The 18265-nt window shown below is 70.1% G+C and carries 17 protein-coding genes; 12 read left to right on the forward strand and 5 right to left on the reverse strand.

Annotated elements, in window-relative coordinates:
• Complete coding sequence (locus tag EJP67_RS21145; RefSeq protein ID WP_126023667.1) at nucleotides 1-1194, reverse strand: acyl-CoA dehydrogenase family protein; 1194 nt, start codon at nucleotides 1192-1194, stop codon at nucleotides 1-3.
• 217 nt (nucleotides 1195-1411) lie between these two features.
• On the opposite strand from EJP67_RS21145, the gene EJP67_RS21150 reads away from it, so the two are divergent.
• Nucleotides 1412-1660, forward strand: coding sequence for a hypothetical protein (locus EJP67_RS21150; protein WP_126023668.1), 249 nt, complete (start codon nucleotides 1412-1414; stop codon nucleotides 1658-1660).
• Between the two features lie 18 nt (nucleotides 1661-1678).
• Here EJP67_RS21150 and EJP67_RS21155 read toward each other — a convergent pair whose 3' ends face one another.
• The gene (locus EJP67_RS21155) at nucleotides 1679-2548 is read right to left on the reverse strand and encodes a UDP-2,3-diacylglucosamine diphosphatase (RefSeq protein WP_126023669.1); all 870 of its coding nucleotides are present in this window, start codon (nucleotides 2546-2548) and stop codon (nucleotides 1679-1681) included.
• A 93-nt stretch (nucleotides 2549-2641) separates the two neighbouring features.
• Here EJP67_RS21155 and EJP67_RS21160 point away from each other — a divergent pair, with 93 nt between their 5' ends.
• Nucleotides 2642-4384 carry a lysoplasmalogenase family protein gene (locus tag EJP67_RS21160; RefSeq protein WP_126023670.1) on the forward strand — a complete coding sequence of 581 codons (1743 nt, stop codon included), beginning with the start codon at nucleotides 2642-2644 and terminating at the stop codon, nucleotides 4382-4384.
• 28 nt (nucleotides 4385-4412) lie between these two features.
• Here the strand turns inward: EJP67_RS21160 and dmeF are convergent, their stop codons facing one another.
• A complete protein-coding gene (gene dmeF / locus EJP67_RS21165) occupies nucleotides 4413-5375 on the reverse strand; it encodes a CDF family Co(II)/Ni(II) efflux transporter DmeF (RefSeq protein ID WP_126023671.1) in 963 nt (320 codons plus the stop codon).
• 5 nt (nucleotides 5376-5380) lie between these two features.
• Nucleotides 5381-6445: a Holliday junction branch migration DNA helicase RuvB gene (gene ruvB / locus EJP67_RS21170; RefSeq protein ID WP_126023672.1), complete on the reverse strand. Its 1065-nt coding sequence runs from the start codon at nucleotides 6443-6445 to the stop codon at nucleotides 5381-5383.
• Between the two features lie 88 nt (nucleotides 6446-6533).
• Here ruvB and EJP67_RS21175 point away from each other — a divergent pair, with 88 nt between their 5' ends.
• The 7 genes from EJP67_RS21175 to EJP67_RS21205 all read left to right on the forward strand — a co-directional run bounded on the left by EJP67_RS21175 (nucleotide 6534) and on the right by EJP67_RS21205 (nucleotide 13110).
• On the forward strand, nucleotides 6534-7160 hold the full coding sequence (locus EJP67_RS21175) for a CDP-alcohol phosphatidyltransferase family protein (protein WP_126023673.1): 627 nt from the start codon (nucleotides 6534-6536) through the stop codon (nucleotides 7158-7160).
• Complete coding sequence (locus EJP67_RS21180; RefSeq protein ID WP_126023674.1) at nucleotides 7157-8923, forward strand: bifunctional alpha/beta hydrolase/class I SAM-dependent methyltransferase; 1767 nt, start codon at nucleotides 7157-7159, stop codon at nucleotides 8921-8923. The genes EJP67_RS21175 and EJP67_RS21180 overlap by 4 nt, the downstream gene beginning before the upstream one ends.
• Nucleotides 8920-10272: a phosphatase PAP2/dual specificity phosphatase family protein gene (locus EJP67_RS21185; RefSeq protein WP_126023675.1), complete on the forward strand. Its 1353-nt coding sequence runs from the start codon at nucleotides 8920-8922 to the stop codon at nucleotides 10270-10272. The genes EJP67_RS21180 and EJP67_RS21185 overlap by 4 nt, the downstream gene beginning before the upstream one ends.
• Nucleotides 10262-10708 (forward strand): hypothetical protein, encoded by a 447-nt coding sequence (locus tag EJP67_RS21190; protein ID WP_126023676.1) that lies wholly within the window; start codon nucleotides 10262-10264, stop codon nucleotides 10706-10708. Before EJP67_RS21185 ends, EJP67_RS21190 begins: the two co-directional genes overlap by 11 nt.
• A gap of 124 nt (nucleotides 10709-10832) precedes the next feature.
• Nucleotides 10833-11558, forward strand: a complete 726-nt coding sequence (locus EJP67_RS21195; protein WP_221297648.1) for a lysophospholipid acyltransferase family protein — start codon at nucleotides 10833-10835, stop codon at nucleotides 11556-11558.
• Nucleotides 11555-12511, forward strand: a complete 957-nt coding sequence (locus EJP67_RS21200) for a phosphatidate cytidylyltransferase (protein ID WP_126023677.1) — start codon at nucleotides 11555-11557, stop codon at nucleotides 12509-12511. Before EJP67_RS21195 ends, EJP67_RS21200 begins: the two co-directional genes overlap by 4 nt.
• On the forward strand, nucleotides 12508-13110 hold the full coding sequence (locus EJP67_RS21205; RefSeq protein WP_126023678.1) for a YdeI/OmpD-associated family protein: 603 nt from the start codon (nucleotides 12508-12510) through the stop codon (nucleotides 13108-13110). The genes EJP67_RS21200 and EJP67_RS21205 overlap by 4 nt, the downstream gene beginning before the upstream one ends.
• A gap of 18 nt (nucleotides 13111-13128) precedes the next feature.
• On the opposite strand, the gene EJP67_RS21210 is transcribed toward EJP67_RS21205, so the two are convergent.
• Nucleotides 13129-13755, reverse strand: coding sequence for a Crp/Fnr family transcriptional regulator (locus tag EJP67_RS21210; protein ID WP_240650736.1), 627 nt, complete (start codon nucleotides 13753-13755; stop codon nucleotides 13129-13131).
• Between the two features lie 274 nt (nucleotides 13756-14029).
• Here EJP67_RS21210 and EJP67_RS21215 point away from each other — a divergent pair, with 274 nt between their 5' ends.
• Genes EJP67_RS21215 through EJP67_RS21225 form a run of 3 tightly spaced genes read left to right on the forward strand, consistent with a single transcriptional unit; the run spans nucleotide 14030 to nucleotide 18232 of the window.
• Nucleotides 14030-15094 carry a porin gene (locus EJP67_RS21215; protein WP_126023679.1) on the forward strand — a complete coding sequence of 355 codons (1065 nt, stop codon included), beginning with the start codon at nucleotides 14030-14032 and terminating at the stop codon, nucleotides 15092-15094.
• A gap of 23 nt (nucleotides 15095-15117) precedes the next feature.
• Nucleotides 15118-17229 (forward strand): acetate--CoA ligase family protein, encoded by a 2112-nt coding sequence (locus EJP67_RS21220; RefSeq protein ID WP_126023680.1) that lies wholly within the window; start codon nucleotides 15118-15120, stop codon nucleotides 17227-17229.
• A 49-nt stretch (nucleotides 17230-17278) separates the two neighbouring features.
• Nucleotides 17279-18232 (forward strand): Bug family tripartite tricarboxylate transporter substrate binding protein, encoded by a 954-nt coding sequence (locus EJP67_RS21225; RefSeq protein ID WP_126023816.1) that lies wholly within the window; start codon nucleotides 17279-17281, stop codon nucleotides 18230-18232.
• Nucleotides 18233-18265 lie beyond the last annotated feature (33 nt).

Raw genomic sequence — 18265 nt, forward strand, 5'->3', positions numbered from 1 at the left:
TCAGTTCGCCAGCAGGTGGGCAGCGACGATGTTGCGCTGCACTTCGTTCGAGCCCGCATAGATCGAAGCCGCGCGATCGTTGAGGTAGGCCGACATCGAGAACACGGCGTCCTCGGGAACGGGCAGCGCGCCACCCTGCAGGCCGTCGTCCAGCGGCAGGTCGGCGGCGGCGTAGTGGGCGGCGATTTCGACGCCGAGCTCGGTCAGCCGCTGGCGCAGCTCGGAGCCCAGCACCTTGCCCATCGACGGGCGGATGCCGTGCGGCTCGCCGCGGGCCTGGGCGCGCAGAGATTGCAGCTCGGTGGCCTCGAGCGCGTCGATCGCGCATTCGGCTTCGGCCAGGCGCAGCGCCATGTCGTCGGCCTCGTGCGGGTCTCCCGCCAAGAAGGCCGCATCGGCCGCCGCCTGCAGCCGGCGCAGGCGCGCGCGCAGCATCGGCGCCCACGCGCCACCGCGCTCGTGCTGCAGCAGGTACTTGGCGATGGTCCAGCCCTGGTTCTCCTCGCCTATGAGCCCCTCGGCCGGCACGCGCACGTCGTCGAAGAACACCTGGTTGAGCTCGTGGTCGCCCGAGATACTGATGATCGGCCGGATGGTGATGCCCGGCGCCGGGATATCGAAGCACAGGAAGCTGATGCCTTGCTGCGGCTTGCCGCCAGCGGCGGTGCGCACCAGGCAGAACATGCGGTTGGCGTACTGGGCGTGGGTGGTCCAGATCTTGGTGCCGTTGATGACGTAGCCGTCTCCGTCACGCACCGCCTTGCACTGCAGCGAAGCCAGGTCGGAGCCCGACTGCGGCTCCGAGTAGCCCTGGCACCAGTAGTCCTCCCCCGAGCGGATGCCGGGCAGCCAGGCGCGCTTCTGCGCCTCGGTGCCGAAGGCGATGATCACCGGCGCGACCATGCCCGGGCCCATGGGCGCGCGCGCCGGCGCGTCGGCGGCCGCCAGCTCGGCCGAGAAGATGTAGTGCTGCATCGGCGTCCAGCCGGTGCCGCCGTGCTCCACCGGCCAGTGCGGCACGCTCCAGCCGCGCCTGGCGAGGATGCGGTGCCAGCGGTTGCCGTATTCGTAGTCGCTGAAGATGCCCGAGCTGCGCCGGCCGGCGGCGCGCAGCTCGGGCGTCAGCTCGCGCGCGAGGAAGTCTCGAACCTCGTCGCGGAATGCGGTTTCCGCGGCCGTGAGTGCCCAGGCCATGTGTTTGTCGTCTCCATTCGGGATGCTGCGGCGAGTGTGATGCCGGCGGGGGCTGGTGGCATCGTCGGATTGGACGAACGTCGGTGGCCTACGGATTTCGGTGGACTTTTGTTTTCATCCGGGATAGTCCGATACGTCGCCGCTCCGCTTTTTGCTTCAATCTGCCGGGGAGTCGTTCCGGGCGCAAAAAAATGCGCCGCGCTGAAGGAGCACCGCAGTGAGCACTGTCATTCCCGGCTTCCCGCACGCCAGCGTCGAGCGGCTGTGCGACTACGAACTGCCGGAACCGCCTGCCGCCGCCTCCACCCTTTTCCAGAACCTGCCGGAAGCCGACGGCCCCGAGAAGCTCGCGCTGGCCTGGTGGCTGTGGATGGACGAGCTGGGCAAGAGCATGTTCAGGCACTACGACGCCTGGCGCGAGCAGCTCGGCCACGCGACGGCGAACGGCCCCGATCGCAAGGGCTGACGGCCGGCCGCACCGCGCTCAGGCGGCGAGGGCTTCGCGCTGCGGCGCCGCCTTCGCGGGCACGGGCATGTGCCTGGCCCAGTCGATGATTTCCAGCGTGCCGTCGGCATGCTCGGCCAGCGCCGTCAGGCTCTCGACCCAGTCGCCGTCGTTGCAGTAGAGGATGCCGTCGATGTCGCGCATCTCGGCATGGTGGATGTGGCCGCAGACCACGCCCTGCGCGCCGCGCTTGCTGGCCTCGCGCGCCACGGCCACTTCGAAGTCGCCCACGTAGCTCACGGCCCGCTTGACCTTGCCCTTGAGGTACTTGGACAGCGACCAGTACGGCAGCCCCATGCGCGCGCGCAGCGAGTTGAGGTGGCGGTTGAGCTTGAGCGTGAACTCGTAGAGCGAGTCGCCCACGTAGGCCAGCCACTTGGCGCACTGGATCACGCCGTCGAACAGGTCGCCGTGGATGATCCAGAGCTTGCGCCCGTCGGCCGTCTCGTGGATCCATTCTTCGGCCACGTCGATGCCGCCGAAGTTGTGGTGCAGGTACTTGCGGGCGAACTCGTCGTGGTTGCCCGGGATGAAGATCACGCGCGTGCCCTTGCGCGCCTTGCGCAGCAGCTTCTGGATCACGTCGTTGTGCGCCTGCGGCCAGTACCAGTGCCGCTTGAGCTGCCAGCCGTCGATGATGTCGCCGACCAGGAACAGGGTCTCGCACTCGGTGTGCTTGAGGAAATCGAGCAGCGCCCTGGCCTGGCAGCCGGGGGTGCCCAGATGCAGGTCGGAGATCCAGAGGGTGCGGAATTGCAGTGGCGGACGCCCGCGATCATCGTCCTCGGGGTCGAGGGCCCGGGTCGCGGTGTCGCGCCATGCGCGAAGGAAAGCGTCGTCGCGTTGCATGGCCGGGTAGGCTCCCACCGCCGGGTGACCATACGATGGCGTCCCCGTGACATCCCGATGACTTGTCGCAGCGCAGCAACGCACAATCGCCCGATGCGACCTGGCCAGATCATCGTTCTAGCGACCCCTGTCTTCTTCCTGCTGATGGGGATCGAATTCGCGGTCGGCCGCGCGCGTGCCCGCCGCGGCACGGGACAGGACACCTACCGCCTCGCCGACGCCGTCAACAGCGTCGGGCTGGGCATGCTGAGCCAGATCAGCGCGGTGCTCACCGGCCTTCTGCGCATCGGCATCTACACAGCCGTGTACTCGTCGATCGCGCTCTTTCCGCAGGAAGCAGCGAAGGAGTTCTGGACCGCCTGGTACGGCTGGCTGCTGGCGCTCGTGTTCTACGACTTCTGCTACTACTGGCTGCACCGCATGGGCCACGAGTCGGCCGTGCTGTGGGCCGCGCACGTGGTGCACCACCAGAGCCAGCACTACAACCTCTCGACCGCGCTGCGCCAGACCTCCAGCGGCGCGCTGCTGGGCTGGATCTTCTACCTGCCGATGGCGGTGGCGGGCGTGCCGCCGCTGGTGTTCGTCGTGGTGTCGCTCGTCGACCTGCTCTACCAGTTCTGGGTGCACACCGAGCAGGTGGGCAGGCTGGGCTGGTTCGACCGCTGGTTCTGCTCGCCCTCCAACCATCGCGTGCACCATGCGGTGAACGACCGCTACCTCGACCGCAACTACGGCGGCGTGCTGATCGTGTGGGACCGCATGTTCGGCACCTTCCGCGAGGAGGACGAGCGCTGCGTCTACGGCACGCGCGGCGGGCTGCGCAGCTGGGACCCGCTGTGGGCCAACGCCGAGGTCTACTGGGCGCTCGCGAAGGATTCATGGCACGCGCGCAGCTGGGCCGACAAGCTGCGCGTATGGATCAGGCCGCCAGGCTGGCGGCCGGCCGACGTGGCGGCGCGCTTTCCGAAGCCGCCCTTCGACATCGCGAAGGTGACGCGCTACGAACCGGTGGTGAGCGCGGGCGTGCAGTGGTTCGCGGGCATCCAGTTCCTGCTGCTGGTCGGGTTCGCGGTGGTGTTCCTGTGGTTCTCCGACCTCCTGCCGCTGCCGCATTCGGCCGTGTGGCTGGCCGCGCTGACGGCCATGCTGTGGGCGATCGGCGGCGTGCTGCAGGGGCGGCTGACCGTCACGGAGGTGCTGCTGATCGAGGCAGCCGCCCTGGCCACGGCCAGCGCGGCACTGGGCATCGGCTGGCTGCACTACCTGTTCAAGCCGCTGGCGCTGTCGATCGCGATCTTCCTCGCGGCCCGGCGGGCGCTTTCGGCCGGCCCGATCACCGGCTTCGATGGCCTGCTGCTGGCGGGCCTGGTCGCCTCGCTGGCAGGCGACGTGCTGCTGATGGGGCCGGGCGGGATGTTCGTGCCGGGCCTCGTGTGCTTCCTGCTGGCCCACCTCGCCTACATCGCGCTGTTTCGCATCGGCGTGGGCCTGTTCCCGCGGCCGGGGGCGCTGGCGGCCACGCTGCTGGTCGGCGCGGGGATGTACGCCTTTCTCTGGCACGGCGGGCTGCCTGCGGCGCTGCGGATCCCGGTCGGCGCCTACGTGGTGGTGATCGCCTGCATGGCGGCGCAGGCCATAGGGCGCGCCGCGGTGCTGCGCCGGGCCGACCCATCGGCGGCATGGGTGGCGGTGGGCGCGTGCTTCTTCATGCTGAGCGACTCGCTGCTGGCGATCAACAAGTTTGTGGCGCCGTTGCCGCTGGCGCAGCTGTGGGTGCTGGCGACCTACTACGCGGCGCAGGTGTTGATCGTGCGGCACGCCAGGCCCAAGGCCTGACTTCGGCTTGCTCGCCCCCCCGCTGGACCTAATCGGCGCAGCGCTGGATTTCCACCGTCGAGTGGCGGATCTCCTCGTGCATCGAGAAGCAGGCCCGCACCTCGTCGGCCGTGAGCGTCGGCGAATGGGTCACCACCGTGAGCGCGCAGGCATACGCGTCGCGGCCCACGCGCCAAACGTGCAGGTCGGCCACGCGGGTTTCGGAGTCGGCCAGCAGGGTCTCGACGCCTTCCCTGATCTCCTGCGTGACGGGGTGGTCCATCTCGCGGTCGAGCAGCACCTTGCCGGTTTCCTTCAGCAGCCCCTTGGCCCAGACCGCCACCAGCACCGCGCCGACGATGCCCATGGCCGGGTCGAGCCAGGCCCAGCCGTAGAACCAGCCGCCCAGCAGCGCCGCGATGGCGAGCACCGAGGTGGCGGCGTCGGCCACGACGTGCAGGTAGGCCGAGCGCAGGTTCAGGTCGTGGCCATGGTGGTCGTGATGGCCGTGCCCGTGGTGATCGTGCGCATGGCCGTGGTCGTGCCCGTGATGGTGATGCGCCCCGCCCAGCAGCCGCGCGCAGACCAGGTTGACCACCAGCCCCAGCACCGCCACCGCGATGGCCTCGGGGTAATGGATGGCCGCCGGCGACCACAGCCGCTCCAGCGAGCCCACCACCATCAGCGCCGCCACACCCAGCAGCGCCAGCGCGCTCGCGAAGCCGCCGAGCACCTCGATCTTCCAGGTGCCGAAGGCGAAGCGCGGGTCGCGCGCGTAGCGGCGCGCGGCGGCGTAGGCGAAGGCGCTCAGGCCGATGGCCAGCGCGTGCGAGCTCATGTGCCAGCCGTCGGCCAGGAGCGCCATCGAGTTGAACCACCAGCCGGCACCGATCTCGACGACCATCATCGCGAAGGTGATCCACATCACCAGGCGCGTGCTGCGCTCGGCGGAGGAGTTGTCGGCGCCGAAATGGTGGTCGTGCTGCCAGGCGCTCAGGTCATGGGTGTGCATGGAGTTCAGGCTCCAAAGAGATCGGGACCGTCGGCGCGGCCCGAAGGCGGCGCCACGCCCAGGTGGCGGTAGGCAGCCAGCGTGGCGATGCGCCCGCGCGGGGTGCGCTGCAGGTAGCCCTGCTGGATGAGGTAGGGCTCGATCACGTCCTCGATGGTGTCGCGCTCCTCGCCGATGCTGGCGGCCACGTTGTCCAGGCCGACCGGGCCGCCGTCGAAGCGGTGGATGACGGCTTCCAGCAGCTTGCGGTCCATCAGGTCGAAGCCCTGCGGATCGACGTCGAGCATGGCCAGCGCGCGGTGGGCGATGTCTTCGGTGATGCGGCCGGTGCCCTTGACCTCGGCGTAGTCGCGCACGCGGCGCAGCAGGCGGTTGGCGATGCGGGGCGTGCCGCGCGAGCGGCGGGCGATCTCGAAGCCGCCGGCCGGGTCGGCCTCCACCTTGAGCAGGCCGGCGCTGCGGTGCACGATCAGCGTCAGCTCCTCGGGCGTGTAGAACTCCAGCCGCGCGACGATGCCGAAACGGTCGCGCAGCGGGTTGGTCAGCATGCCGGCGCGGGTGGTCGCGCCCACCAGCGTGAAGGGCTGCAGGTCGAGCTTGATGCTGCGCGCCGCGGGGCCCTCGCCGATCATGATGTCGATCTGGTAGTCCTCCAGCGCGGGGTACAGGATTTCCTCGACGACCGGGCTCAGCCGGTGGATCTCGTCGATGAAGAGCACGTCGTTCGGCTCCAGGTTGGTCAGCAGCGCCGCCAGGTCCTTGGGCTTCTCGAGCACGGGGCCGGAGGTCTGGCGCAGGTTCACGCCCAGTTCGGCGGCGATGATGTGCGACAGCGTGGTCTTGCCCAGGCCCGGCGGGCCGAAAAGCAGCACGTGGTCGAGGGCTTCCTGCCGCTTGCGCGCGGCGCCGATGAAGATCTCGAGCTGCTCGCGGACCTTGGCCTGGCCGACGTATTCGTCGAGCAGCTTGGGGCGCAGGGCCCGTTCGATCGCCTCCTCGTTGGGCGAGGCCGGGGCGGCGGACACCACGCGTTGGGGAGCGGGCGCGAAATCGTCTGTCTGGATGGTCATTTGCTGGGGGTGTGCGCCGATGAGTTTAGTGCCTGCCACAGGCTGGCAGAATGCTTCGGCCATATAACGAACGAGGGGAAGCCAGCACGTGTCGATCTACGAACTGAAGCCGCGTTTCCAGGCCCTGCTGCGGCCTCTGGTGATCCGGCTGCATGCGATGGGCGTCACCGCCAACCAGGTCACGCTGGCGGCATGCGCGGTATCGGTGGCGCTCGGACTCTGGCTCTTCTTCGCGGCGCCCTCGCTGGCGGCCTTCGGGCTCATCCCGCTGTGGATGTTCCTGCGCATGGCCTTCAACGCCATCGACGGCATGCTGGCGCGCGAGCACAACCAGCAGAGCAAGCTGGGCGCCTTCCTCAACGAACTGACCGACGTGGTCTCCGACGCGGCGCTGTACCTGCCTTTCGCGCTGGTCCAGCCCTTCGGCGGCTTCTGGGTCGGCACCGTCATCGTGCTGGCCGGGCTGAGCGAATTCGCCGGCGCGCTGGGCCCCACCGTGGGCGCCTCGCGCCGCTACGACGGCCCGCTGGGCAAGAGCGACCGGGCCTTCGTGTTCGGCGCGCTCGGCCTGTACGTGGCGCTGGGCGGGCCGCTGCCGGGCTGGACGGCCTGGCTGATGCCGCTCGTGGCCGCGCTCGTGGCCTGGACCATCACCAACCGCATCCGCCGGGCGCTGGCGGAGGCAGACGACAAGAATCAGACAGGGACTCAATGACGAACACCACTCCACGCATCGCCGAGGAACTCCACTTCCAGACGCACGACGGCGAATCGCTCTTCTATCGCCGCTGGCCCGCCACGGGGGCCGCGCGGCGCGGCGCCGTGCTGCTTTTCCACCGCGGCCACGAGCACGGCGCGCGCATGGCGCACCTGGTCGACGAGCTCGACCTGCCCGACTTCGACTTCTACGCCTGGGACGCCCGCGGCCACGGCCGCTCGCCGGGCCAGCGCGGCTACAGCCCCAGCTTCGGCACTTCGGTGCGCGACGTGCAGACCTTCGTGCAGCACATCGGCGCGGTGCACGGCGTGCCCGAGCAGGACATCCACGTGGTCGCGCAGAGCGTGGGCGCGGTGCTGATCGCCACCTGGGCGCACGACTACGCGCCCAAGGTGCGCGGCCTCACGCTCGCCTCGCCGGCTTTCAAGGTCAAGCTCTACGTGCCCTTCGCGCGGCCCGGCCTGGCGCTGATGCACAAGCTGCGCGGCCTGTTCTTCGTCAACAGCTACGTGAAGGCGAAGTTCCTCACGCACGACCCGGAGCGCATCGCCAGCTACGAAGGCGACCCGCTCATCAGCCGGCCGATCGCCGTCAACATCCTGCTGGGCCTGTACGAGGCGGCCGAACGCGTGGTGGCCGACGCCAACGCGATCACGCTGCCGGTGCAGCTGCTCATCTCGGGCGCCGACTGGGTGGTGCACCACAAGCCGCAGCACCAGTTCTTCGAGCGGCTGGGCAGCGCGGTCAAGACCAAGGTCGAGCTGCCGGGCTTCTTCCACGACACGCTGGGCGAGAAGGACCGCGCGCCGGCCGTGGCGCAGATCCGCGAATTCATCCTGCAGCGCTTCGACGAGCCGGCCGTGCCGGTGGACCGCCGCGAGGCGCACCTCAGCGGCGAGACGGCCGACGAGTCGCGCGCGCTGGCCGAGCCGCTGTCGCCCCTGTCGCCGCGCGGCGCCTACTGGGCCATGACGCGCGCCGGGTTGAAGCTGGGCGGCACGATGTCCGAGGGCATCAGGCTGGGCCACGAAACCGGCTTCGACTCGGGCAGCACGCTCGACTACGTCTACCGCAACCATCCGCAGGGCAGCTCGTTCATCGGGCGCTCCATCGACAAGGCCTACCTCGAATCGATCGGCTGGCGCGGCATCCGCCAGCGCAAGATCCACGTCGAGGAGCTGCTGCGCATCGCGATGGAGCGGCTGGCCGAGATGCACCGCGAGGTGCGCCTGATGGACATCGCCGCCGGCCACGGCCGCTACGTGCTCGACGCGGTGCAGGCCAGCCCGGTGAAGGCCAGTTCGATCCTGCTGCGCGACTACAGCGACATCAACGTGCGCGACGGCCGCGCGCTCATCGCCGAGAAGGGCCTGGAGGACATCGCCCAGTTCGTGCAGGCCGACGCCTTCGACCGCATGAGCCTCGCCAGCGTGACGCCGAGGCCCACGCTGGCGGTGGTGTCGGGCCTGTACGAGCTCTTCCCCGACAACGAGATGGTGCGCCGCTCGCTCGCGGGCGTGGGCGACGCGGTGGAAGACCGCGGCTACCTGGTCTACACCGGCCAGCCCTGGCATCCACAGCTCGAGATGATCGCGCGCGCCCTCACCAGCCACCGCCAGGGCGAGGCCTGGGTGATGCGCCGCCGCACCCAGTACGAGATGGACCAGCTGGTGGAAGAAGCCGGCTTCCGCAAGATCGACCAGCGGGTGGACGAGTGGGGCATCTTCACGGTGTCGCTGGCGGTGCGCGTCACGCAATGACGACCGCCCCGCCGGCACGACGGCCCTGGAAGCGCGCAGCCGCCTGGCTGGTGCTGCTGGGGCCGCTGTTCTACGCGACCTACGGCTTCGCCAACTGGTGGGCCACCACGCGCGCCAACGTGCCGTCGATGGCCTTCGAATGGGAGCGGCACGTGCCGTTCTGGCCGTGGACCATCTTCCCGTACTGGACGATCAACGCCTTCTACGCGCTGTCGCTCTTCCTGGCGCGCAGCAGGCACGCGCTCGACCGGCATGCGCTGCGGCTGCTGACGGCAACGCTCGTCGCCTGCACCTGCTTCGTGCTGTGGCCGCTGCACTTCAGCTTCGGGCAGCCGCCGGTCGACGGGGCGCCGGCCTTCCTGTTCAACGCGCTGCGGGGCTTCGACCAGCCCTTCAACCAGGCGCCCTCGCTGCACATCGCGCTGGCGGTGATCCTGTGGGACTGGTACCGGCAGTTCATCCGGCCGCTGTGGGCGCGGCTGGTGCTGCATGTGTGGGCCTTCGCCATCTGCGCGTCGGTGCTCACGACCTGGCAGCACCATTTCATCGACATTCCGACCGGCGCGCTGCTCGGCATCTTCTGCGTGTGGCTCTGGCCGCTGGAGCGCGTGGTGGCCATGCCGCGCGCCTGGCGCACCACCCGCGATCCGCAGCGCTGGAAGCTGGCCGGTTTCTACGCGGTGGGCGCGGCGCTGTTCCTGGCGGCGGCGTTCTACGGCGGCGGCATCGCGCTGTGGCTCGCCTGGCCGGCCGCCTCGCTGGCGCTGGTGGCGCTGAACTACGCGGGCTTCGGCGCGCGCGGCTTCCAGATGGACGGCCATGGCCGCATGGCCTGGGCGGCGCGGTGGATGCTGGCGCCCTACCGGCTCGGCGCCGCCATCAACGCCTGGCTCTGGACGCGCAGCCTGCCGGCCTCGGTCGAGATCGTGCCGGGCCTGCGGCTGGGCCGCCGGCCGACGCACGCCGAATGGCTGGCGGCCGGTCGGCCCCGGCTGGTGAGCCTGTGCGCCGAGCTGCAGCTGCCCGCCGGCGTGCCGCACGCGCGCTGCGTACCCATCCTCGACCTGACGGTGCCACCCACCGTGCGCCTGCAGCGCGCGGCGGCGGTCATCGAAGGCCAGCGCAGGAACGCGGACGGTGCCACAGTGTGGGTCTGCTGCGCGCTCGGCTTCTCGCGCAGCGCGGCGGCGGTGATCGCCTGGCTGGGCCGCTACGGCGCGGCCGGTGGCGTCGCCCAGGCCGAGGACACGGTGCGCCGGGCACGGCCGCAGATCGTGCTGCGGGATGCGTGGCGGGTCTCCCTGGAGCCGTTCGAGCCCTTGCAGGAGGTGCCGCACCATGACCGATGACAACGACAGAACCACCTGCGCCGCGCTCGCGGCGCTGCTGCGCGCGATGGCGCTGCTGGCCCTCTGGGGCTTCGCGCTCACCTGCATCTCGGCGCTGGTGCTAGCGCTGACGCTGCGCTCGCTCTCGACCACCGCCACCATGGGCTTCGGCGCGGTCGTCATCCTCGGCGCGCTGGAGCGCTACTTCGCGTTCCGCCTGCGCTTCGACGAGGCGCTGTTCGACGGCCTCGCGCGCAACACCGTCGCCTCGCTCGAGGCGCTCGATCGCGCGCTCTCCTCGCTCGGCCTGCGCGAGCCGCCGCCTTCGCAGCATGCGCCCCGCCCGCTCGACGACCGCGTGCAGGGCACCCGCCAGCTCATGCAGCGCCACGCCATCGTGGTGGCCTGCCAGAGCGCCTTGTTCCTCCTTGCCTTGATGACACAGGACTTGTCATGACTCTCCCCCAGGCTTGCCCACTGCGTGTGGCCTCCTCCCCCCTCGCCGGGGGCCGCACCGGCGGCCCGGCAAAGCCGGTTCCGCGGTGCGCACCGAAACAGGCATTCACGCCGGAGGCGACGCTTTGAGCGATAGCACAGACAAGCCCGAAAGCACCGTGCTGCGGCGCGGGCTCGCCATCGTGGCGGGCAAGCTCATCATCGGCGCGGCCGGGCTGCTGACCGGCGTGCGCGCCATCTGGTCGGGCACCACGCCCAAAGCCGAGCAGACGCTGTACTTCGCCAACCACACCAGCCACGGCGACTTCGTGCTGCTGTGGGCCACCCTGCCGCCCGACCTGCGCGCGCTAACGCGGCCCGTGGCGGGGCAGGACTACTGGATGGCCTCGAAGCTGCGGCAGTTCATCGGCATCGACGTGTTCAACGCGCTGATGATCCGCCGCGACGGCTCGGGCCAGGGCGAGAACCCGGTGGAGCAGATGAAGCAGGCGCTGGACGCCGGCGACTCGCTCATCATGTTCCCCGAGGGCACGCGCAACACCGGCGACGAGATCCTGCTGCCCCTGAAGAGCGGCCTCTTCCACCTGGCGCGCGCCTGCCCCAACGTGCGGCTGGTGCCGGTGTGGATCGAGAACCTCAAGCGCGTGCTGCCCAAGGGGACGCTGGTGCCGATTCCGCTGGCGTGCACGGTGCGCTACGGCGCGCCGATCTCGCTGGCAGAGGGCGAGGACAAGACCAGCTTCATTGCCCGCGCTCGCGCCGCCATGCTCGACCTGCGGCCCGAGTACGACCGCATCGAGGAGAACGGTACGGCCGGCAGCCAGAACGGCAACGGAGGAGCCGCAGCATGATCGAGCTCTCTCCCTTCGCGTGGACCACGCTCAAGCTCTTCGGCGGCGTGGCCGGCGTGCTGGTGCTGGCCTCGGCCATCGGCGCGCTGCTCAAGTGGAAGGTGGCGCACGGCCAGCCGCACTCCGTGATCGACAACCTCAACTCGCGCGTCAACGCGTGGTGGGTGATGGTGGCGGTGATCGGCATCGCCTTCGCCTTCGGCAAGGGCGGCGTGATCATCCTGTTCTACCTGATCTCGTTCTATGCACTGCGCGAGTTCATCAGCCTGGCCTACACGCGCCGCGGCGACCATGCGCCGATCGCGCTGGCCTTCTACCTCGCGCTGCCGGGGCAGTACTTCCTGATCTGGATCGACTGGTACGGGCTCTACGCCATCTACATCCCGGTCTACGCCTTCCTGCTGTTGCCGATCCTGGCGGCGGTCGGCGGCGACACGCGGCGCTTCCTGGAGCGCACCTCGAAGATCCAGTGGGGGCTGATGGTGTGCGTGTTCTGCATCAGCCACGTGCCCGCGCTGCTCACGCTGCAGATTCCGGGCTTCGAGGGCCGCAACCTGCTGCTGATCGCCTTCCTCGTGATCGTGGTGCAGGGCAGCGACGTGCTGCAGTACGTGTGGGGCAAGCTCTTCGGCAAGCGCAAGGTGGCGCCCGAGCTCTCGCCCTCCAAGACATGGGAAGGCCTGGTCGGCGGCGTGGCCAGCGCCACCGCGCTGGGCGCGGCGCTGTACTGGGCCACGCCCTTCAACCCGTGGCAGGCGGCGCTGATGGCGCTCACCATCTGCCTCATGGGCTTCTTCGGCGGCCTCGTGATGTCGGCCATCAAGCGCGACCGCGGCGTGAAGGACTGGGGCTCGATGATCGAGGGCCATGGCGGCATGCTCGACCGGCTCGACTCGGTGATCTTCGCGGCGCCCATCTACTTCCACGCGCTGCGCTACTGGTGGGTGCTATGAGCAAGGCGCGAGAGCAAGAAGAGCGCGTCGTGCACGAGGCGCCCCTGGAGTGCGCCAACGCAGCCGCGTGGGCGCGCTGGCTCAGGCGCCACCACGCCAGCGCCGCCGGAATATGGCTGCGCATCGCGAAGAAGGACAGCGGCATCGCCTCCGTCGACTACGCCGCCGCGCTCGAAGAAGCGCTGTGCTGGGGCTGGATCGACGGCCAGCGCAGGAGCGACGACGCGCAGTACTTCCAGCAACGCTTCACGCCACGCACCAAGCGCAGCATCTGGTCGCAGATCAACCGCGCCAAGGTGCTCAAGCTCATCGAGGAAGGCCGCATGCAGCCGGCCGGCCATGGCGAGATCGAACGCGCCAAGGCCGACGGCCGCTGGGAGGCGGCTTACGAGGGCGTCAGCGCCGCGACGGTGCCGCCCGACCTGCAGGCCGCGCTCGACGCCAACAAGAAGGCCGCGAAGTTCTTCGCCACGCTCGATTCGCGCAACCGCTTCGCGGTGCTGTTCCGCACCCAGGGCGCGAAGAAGCCCGAGACCCGCGCGCGCCGCATCGCGCAGTTCGTGGAGATGCTCGCCAAGGGCGAGAAGATCCACCCCTGAGCCTCATCCGGCTCCTCCTCAGGTGCCGGCGGCGATGCGCGCCAGCCGGTCCGCATCGACGATGCGGATGCGCTTGTAGCGCATGTCGATGGCGCCCTCTTCAACCAGGCGCCCCAGTTCCTTGTTGATGGTCTGGCGCGACAGGCCCAGCATGGCCGCCAGGTCGTTCTGCGACAGCCGCACCAGCGGGCCCCCGGCGTCCTCCGCGGTTCCAGGACCCTGCCCGCCGTAGAAGTGGACCAGGCTCATCAGCGTGGCCGCCACACGCCCGTGGATCGAGTTGAGCATCTGGTTCTGCAGCAGCACGATGCTCAGCCGCTGGCGCTGCAGGCCCAGCTTGGCCACGTCGCGCCACAGCACCGGCTCGGCGTCGAGCACCGCGATCACCGCGTCGCTGGGCAGGTGGACGATCACCGAATCCTCGTGCGCGTGGTAGTCGTAGGCCAGCGGAACGTCTTCCAGCAGCCGCACCAGCGGCGCCACCTGCCCCGGGCCCAGCAGTGCGTTGACGTACTTGCGGCCGTTGGCGCTCATGCTGCTGATCTCGAGGCAGCCCGACACCACCACCAGCAGCTCGCGCCGGTGGCGGTCGTGCGCGAGCACCTGCGTGCGCCGGCTGTAGCGCTCCATGCGCGCGGACTTCATGAGTTCGGTGCGGCGCGCGTCGGGCCAGCGCGAGAACAGCTCGTTCCAGCGCAGTGCGCGCTCGATGAGCGCGGCGCTCTCTTCGGCGTTCCTGGGGGTGGAGCGGGGCGATCGGGTCAGCGGGTTCTCCCTGCCGTGGTGTTCATGAATCTGTCAAAGCGTTGACAGATTCGGGAGGGCGTCATTTCTATCGTAAGCACCGGACATCCACAAGCACACAAGCGGCACCGCCATGCATCCGCATGCGGCAAGCCCTACCGGAGACAAGCAGCACATGAAGAAGACAGCCGCCGCCGGCCTCGCGCTGGCGGCCTACTCCTCGCTCACCCTGGCCCAGAGCAGCGTGACCATCTACGGCACGGTCGACCTCTACATGGCCTTCGCCAAGTCGGGCATCACCTCGTCGAAGCGGCTCGAAGATGGCGGCCAGACCGCCTCGCGCCTGGGCTTTCGCGGCACCGAGGACCTCGGCGGCGGGCTCAGCGCGCATTTCACGCTCGAAAGCGGCTTCGCGCCCGACACCGGCAACGGCACGCTGCCCGGGCCGGCCATGTCGTTCAGCCGGCAGTCCTTCGTGGGCCTGTCGGGGCCGTGGGGCCAGATCGATGCGGGCCGCATGTACACGCCGATGTTCTACACGCTGTTCAAGGCCGACCCGTACGGCGTGAACTCGGTGTTCTCGCCGATCAACCTGGTGGCCGCCACCGACGCGCAGCCGGGGCTCACGCCCTTCGCCGCGCGTGCCAGCAACATGGTGCGCTACCGCACGCCGGCCAGCAGCGACTTCTTCGCGGACATCGCCTACGCGCCGGGCGAATCGAGCGCGCCCAGCCACCAGAGCGGCAACTTCTACGGCGGCAGCCTGGGCTGGTCGCGCAAGCCCTACTACATCGCCTACGCCTTCCAGCGCGCGCGCTCCGGCTCGGCCGCCGCGCCCGTGGCCGAACCGGCCACCACCACCTACCAGGCACTGAGCGGCGCCTACGAGCTGCCGGACGCCGGGCTGCAGTTCTACGCCAACTACGTGCGCAACAGCTCGAACCTGCCGCGCGTGCCCACGGCGAAGCTCGCGAGCCTGGGCGTCACCTACAACGTGACGCCCGCCTCGAACCTGATGTTCGAGGCCATGCAGCGCAAGGTGGACGACACCGGCCGCTCGCAGCTCGCGTGGACGCTGGGCTACGACTACTACCTGAGCAAGCGCACCGTGCTCTATGCGCGCTGGCTGCGCCTGCTCAACCGGCACGGTGCCTCGGCCTCGCTCGCGACCATCGCCGTCGCGCCCGACAGCGGCGCCGGCGTGCGCGTGCTCGCCGCCGGCATCCGCCACAACTTCTGAAACCGCTCCTCTTTCCTCTATCCATGGATTTCTTCTCGTCCCAGGCCGAATCGCTCTCGGCCCTGTTCGCGCCAAGCTCCATCGCGGTGGTCGGCGCCTCGTCCAGCCCGCAGAAGATCGGCGGCATCCCCATCGACTACCAGCGCCGCTTCGGCTTCCACGGCGCGCTCTATCCGGTCAACCCCAAAGCCGATCGCATCCAGGAGCTGCAGGCCTGGCCCGACCTGCGGTCCATCGGCAAGCCGGTGGACCTGGCCATCCTCGCCGTGCCCGCAGCGCTGGTCGACGGCGCGCTCGACGACGCCATCGCCGCGAAGGTGAAGGGCGTGGTGCTGTTCTCGTCGGGCTTCGCCGAGACCGGCGCCGAGGGCGCGGCCGCGCAGGCGCGGCTGGGCGACAAGGCGCGCGCGGCCGGGGTGCGGCTCATCGGGCCCAACTGCCTGGGCTTCATGAACATCGCGCGCAATGTCTACGCGACCTTCTCGCCGGCGCCCGGCGTGGGCCGCGTGGCGGCAGGGCGCATCGGGCTGGTGAGCCAGTCGGGCGCGTTCGGCGCGTACGCGTACTCGATGGCGCGCGCGCGCGGCGTGGGCCTGTCGCTGTGGGCCACCACCGGCAACGAGGCCGACGTGCAGTTCGCCGACTGCCTCGCCTGGCTGGCGCAGGACCCGGCCACCGACGTGATCATGGGCTACATGGAAGGCTGCCGCGACGGCCCTCGCCTGCGCGCCGCGCTGGCCCTCGCGCAGGCGAACGGCAAGCCGGTGGTGATGGTCAAGGTCGGCAGCACGGCGCTTGGCGCGCAGGCCGCGGCCTCGCACACCGCCGCGCTGGCAGGCGACGACGCGGTGTATGACGCTGTGTTCCGCCAGTACGGCGTGCTGCGCGCGCGCAATCTCACCGAGTTCTTCGACCTGGCCCACAGCGCGGCCGTGGCCGGCCGGCCGCGCGACCGCTCGATCGGCCTCTTCACGCTCTCGGGCGGCGTGGGCGCGCTGATGGCCGACGAGGCTTCGGCACAGGGCCTGGACGTGCAGCCGCTGAGCGATGCGGCGCAGGACACGCTGCGCAGCTGGGTGCCCTTCGCGGCGCCGCGCAACCCGGTCGACATCACCGGGCAGGTCACCAACGACATGAGCCTGCTGGAGCGCAGCGCCCGTGTGATGCTCGACGACCGGGGCTTCGCATCGTGGATGGGCTTCCTCGCGGCCGCGGGCGCGTCGGACGCCTTCTGGCCGGTGCTGCGCGAACTGGTGGGCTCGCTGCGCGCGGCCTATCCCGACACGCTGCTGGCCATCAGCACGCTGCTGGCGCCCGAGCGCCGCGCGGAGCTGGAAGCGATGCGCTGCCTGGTGTTCGCCGATCCCTCGGACGGCATCCGCACGATCGCCGCGCTGGCCGGATTGAAGACCGGCGTGCGGCCTTCGACGGTCCCGGCTCTCGCCTCGAATCCGCTGAAGCTGTCCCCCGGCGCCATGTCCGAGCCCGACGCGCTGGCGCTGCTTGCCGAGGCCGGCGTGCCGGTGGTCGAGCACCGGGTGGTGCACAGCGCCGACGAGGCGGCCACAGCCGCCGAAGCCATCGGCGACGCAGTGGTGGTGAAGATCGTGAGCGCGGACATCCCGCACAAGTCGGACGTCGGCGGCGTGGCGCTCGGGCTGCGCGGCGCGGCGCAGGCAAAGGCTGCTTTCGAGCGCACGCGCGACCGGGCACTCACCGCGCGGCCCGACGCACGGCTCGACGGCGCACTGGTGGCGCGCATGCTGACAGGCGGCGTCGAGTGCATCGCGGGCGTGCACCGCGACCCGGTGTTCGGGCCGGTGCTGATGTTCGGCCTGGGCGGCATCCACGTCGAGACGCTGCGCGACGTGTCGCTGCGCGCGCTGCCGATCACGCGCGACGACGCGCTGGCCATGGTGCGCGAGCTGCGCGCCTTCGCGATCCTCGACGGCGCGCGCGGGCGTGCGCCGGTCGATCTCGAATCGATCGCCGATGCCCTGTGCGCGCTGGCGGACTTCGCGCTGCGCGCAGGCGATTCGCTCGACAGCGCCGAGATCAACCCGCTGATCGCGCGGCCGCGGGCCGACGGCGGCTGCGTGGCGGTCGATGCGCTGGTCGTCGGACGCGCCGCATGAACAACCACGGGAGACAGACCGCATGACGACATCGAAGAGACAACTTGCCATGTTCGGCATCCTCGGCATTGGCACCGCCATCGCGCACGCCGAAGCGCCCTTTCCGTCGAAGCCGCTGCGCATCGTCGTGCAGTACCAGGCGGGCGGCTCCACCGACATCCTCGCGCGCATCGTGGCGGAGGGGCTGTCGAAGCGGCTGGGCCAGCCGGTGGTGGTCGAGAACCGCAGCGGCGCGGGCGGGATCATCGGCACCGACTACGTCGCCAAGAGCGCACCCGACGGCTACACGCTGCTGCTGACGGTGCCGGGCCCGGTCACCGCGAACATGGTGCTCTACAGCACGCTGCCCTACGACCCGCGCACCGACCTGCGCATGGTCTCGGACATCGCCACCACGCGCACCGTGCTGGCCGTGCACCCCTCGGTGCCGGCGAAGGACTTCAGGAGCCTGATCGCCACGGTGAAGGCAGCGCCCGGCAAGTACACGATGGGCTCGTGGGGCCCGGGCACGCAGCCGCACCAGATCCAGGTCTACATGGACAAGACCTACGGCCTGCAGACGCTGCACGTGCCCTACAAGGGCGAGAGCCCGATGGCGGTGGACCTGATCAGCGGCGTCATCAACATGACGGTCGGCTCGGTCACCACGCTGCAGCCGTACATCGCGGCCGGCAAGCTGCGTGCGCTCGCGGTGGCCGGCCCGCGCCGCGCCAAGGCGCTGCCCGACGTGCCGACCTTCGCCGAGCAGGGCTACGCCGACGAGGTCTATGCGCTCACCGGCCCGACCTCGCTGATGGCGCCCGCGAAGACGCCCGACGCGGTGGTCGAGCGGCTGGGGCGCGAAGTCAGCGCGGTGATCCGCCAGCCCGAGGTCAGCCGCCGCATCGAGGAACTCGGCGCCGAGCCGGTGGGCAACCTGCCGGCCGAAGCCACCGCTGCCTACAAGGCGTTCCTTCCCGTGACGCTGCGGCTCACGCAGGCCACGGGCGTGAAGCTCGATTGAACCGATCCATGAACTCCAGCAAAGAGACATCCC

Source organism: Variovorax guangxiensis (assembly GCF_003952165.1).
Taxonomy (GTDB): domain Bacteria; phylum Pseudomonadota; class Gammaproteobacteria; order Burkholderiales; family Burkholderiaceae_C; genus Variovorax; species Variovorax guangxiensis.